At 69.0% G+C, this 2,899-nt stretch carries 2 protein-coding genes; one reads left to right on the top strand and one right to left on the bottom strand.

Features of this window, described 5'->3' with window-relative positions; translation table 11 throughout:
* Positions 1–357 precede the first annotated feature (357 nt).
* Complete coding sequence (locus tag F1735_RS38610; RefSeq protein ID WP_445081579.1) at positions 358–591, top strand: DUF7716 domain-containing protein; 234 nt, start codon at positions 358–360, stop codon at positions 589–591.
* 77 nt (positions 592–668) lie between these two features.
* On the opposite strand, the gene lnt is transcribed toward F1735_RS38610, so the two are convergent.
* Positions 669–2,723 (bottom strand): apolipoprotein N-acyltransferase, encoded by a 2,055-nt coding sequence (lnt, locus tag F1735_RS32900; protein ID WP_187364424.1) that lies wholly within the window; start codon positions 2,721–2,723, stop codon positions 669–671.
* Positions 2,724–2,899: the final 176 nt, after the last annotated feature.

Genomic DNA, 2,899 nt, shown 5'->3' with positions numbered 1-2,899 from the left:
TCTGTCCAGCGGCGCGATCCTGTTGCCAACGCATCACCTAAAAGGCGAGAGTAAACCTCAAACCAGCCCAGGTTACAAGTGCCATCGCAAGTACTTGAATGTAAACAGATTTTTCAGGCATCGGCTGCGCTGCTCGGAGTTGTGTATAACGATATGGCTAAAGGCCGGGCTGCGGCGCGCGGATAGATAGCAAAGCAGCATTGACGCTTTCCCCATCGTGATCTGACACAGGGGGACATAGAGAGGAGATGAACGATCGATACTTACAACGGATTTTTTGCTTTAAGACGAGCAATAGACCAGCTTCCACCGGCAGGAAGGATTTTCACCCGGCCGGAGATCAATCGCGGCACGATCATGGAGGCGCAATTCGTTGTCGTTCCCAGCCGCGAGGTGGACGGTTACACGCAAGAGACCGGCGGTGGCATCCCGAATCAGATTGCTGGTCAGAACTACCATTCATGGTTGGAGGCGCCCATGGTGCAAGACATCATGATCGACCGGCTCGAACGCAATGCCAGCGCGTCCCTGGAAGAGCTGATCGACGCGCTGTTCCACTACGATGAATACGACGCCTTCATGGAAGATTAGGCAACTGCCGACATGCCACGGCCGCGGCTCGGCACAGTCGCATGGCCTGGTCTGTGTTGGCGTACTCCGGCTGTTGGCTAAGTGCGCAAGATGGTCAGCAGCAGCCACGCCGGCAGGCCGAGAAACAGCGCAAGGTGGCCTCCGCGTTCGAGCCGCTGGCGGATATCGACCGCGCGTGCGGGCCGCAACCATGCCGCCAGCAGGGTCGCGCTTTCGATTGCCGAGCGCAGCAGCGCGCCGCTCAGCACCACGCCGATCGCCCAGGCCGCCCACCACAGCGCAAAGGCGGTCAGGTAAGCCTTCAGTCCAAAACTGTAGTATTCCCCGAACGGGCCGCCGTACGAAATCTGCTGGTGCAGGTGGAAAGCGGGAATCGCCAGCGCCAGCGGCAGCAGCACGAACTTGGCGACCGGATGATCGAGCCGCGAGCGCCGCATCGCCAGCGCCGCTTGCGCGTAGGCCTGCATCACCGCGCGCGCGTGCGTGCGTTCCTGGACCGCCGGGCCGCCCGCGCCGGCCAAATGCGCGGCCAGCGCGCCCGGATCGGTCAGCGCCAGCGCGTAACGCTGCCCGCCGGCGAGCCGCACCGAGATCCCCGGGCAGGGCAGCGGCAGGCGCCAGCACCGCACCGTGGCGATGTCGTCCAGCGCGATCCGAAGGCGGCGCGCATCGCGTGCCAGGACCAGGCTGCCATCGGCGAGCGACAGCTTTGCGGAAAACAGGAACAGCACGCACCACGCGGCCGCTTCCGGCGCCAGGAAGAACGCGGAAAACATGCGCATTTGGGCCAGCGTATTGGTGCGCAAGGCGTCGTCAAGCAGCAACGCCACGCACATCCAGAGCAGGCTGGCGCGCGCGAACGCGCGCAACAGGCCCGCCCCGAGGCGCGCGACGGGCGCCAGCACGGCCACATCGACCGGCCCCGGCATGAGGCCCACAGGCGCCGGCGCGGGCGCGGCGCGCGGGCGCCACGCCGGCAAGACCGAGCATGCCGCCAGCAACGCCAGCAACGCCAGGAAGGCGCCAGCGGCCAGTCCCACCCAGTCGCCCCAGAGCACCATCAAAGTGCGCGGCGGGACGCGCACCGGCACCTCGGCGATCACCAGGGTGCGTTCGCCCATGCGCGTGCCGGCCAGCACGGCGCCGCTCGCGTCGATCGCCGCGCTGTAACCGTTGGTGGTGGCGCGGAATTGCGGCAGGCGCGTTTCGATGCTGCGAAACGCCGCCGCCACCTGGTGCATTTCCGCCCCCAAGGAACTGGCGCTGAACCAGGAGTCGTTCGACATTGTGAGTATGGCTTGCGCACCCAGGCGCGCGCCGTCGATGGCCAGGGCGGGATCGACATCGTCGAGGCAGATCAGGGGCAGCACCGGGATCTCGCGGCCGCCGGCCAGGCGCAATGGAAACACGCGGGCGCCGTTGCCGGGCCGCCAGTCGCCAGTCCAGGGCAGGGCGCGCCGCAAGCGCGGCCCGTCCAGCCAGGCCGGCACGTACTCGGTCAGTGGAAACAGGTGCGTCTTGCGATAAAAACCCGTCAGGCCGGCGCCCGGCTGCACGAACGCGGCGGCGTTGTATTCGCCGGCGCTGTCGCGATCGTAGGTGCCGAACACGAAGGGCACGCCGGCGGCGTTGACGATGGCCAGGATCTCGCGGTCGAAATCCGCCCCGGCCTCGCTCTTCGGATGGCCGAAGGTGGTGGGGTAGGCCGTTTCCGGCCACAGCACCGCATCGGCGCGCTGGCGCACCACGGCGTCGTAGCTCATCGCGAAGTGCGTATCGAGAATCGCGCGCACCACCGCGTGGGTTCCCTTTTCCTGGCGCTGGCGCTCGTAGGCGACGATGTTCGACTGGATCAATCCCACCCGCAGCGGCTTGCCGGCGGGAGCGGGGCTGGCCGACAGCACCGACAGCACCGCCAGGCCGTAGCCGGCCAGCAGCAGCGGCGCCAGCGCGGCGGCCGCGAGCGGGCGGGCGGCGATGCGCCAGCCATCGGCACGGCGCGCCAGCGCCGCCGCCACGCCTTCGTTGGCCAGCAACAGCAGAACGGTCAGGCCGGCGGTGCCGCCCACGTCGGCGCCCTGGCGCAGCAGGCGCGATGGATACAGCCCGTGGCCGAGCGTGTCGCCCAGCAAGCCGGGCGCGGCGGCCGGGGGCGCCCCCCCCGCCCCCCCCCCCGCCCCCCCCGCCCCCCCCCCCCCCCCCGGCGGCGGGCGGGGGGCGCGCCCCCCCCGGGGCCCGGCCCCGGCGGCCAGCCGGGCGTAGCCGGTTTGCGCGCCCGATTGCCGCCGGTAGAGGCGGCAATCGGGCC

The sequence above is a fragment of the Massilia genomosp. 1 genome (assembly GCF_011682185.1).
Taxonomy (GTDB): domain Bacteria; phylum Pseudomonadota; class Gammaproteobacteria; order Burkholderiales; family Burkholderiaceae_D; genus Telluria_A; species Telluria_A rubra.
Note: the sequence above shows the minus strand (reverse complement) of the source record. Positions and strands in the feature narration are given on the sequence as shown.

Bases quoted from the DNA above. Each gene is read 5' to 3' on its own strand.
- F1735_RS38610 (WP_445081579.1), top strand. From the start codon at position 358: ATGGAGGCGCAATTCGTTGTCGTTCCCAGCCGCGAGGTGGACGGTTAC.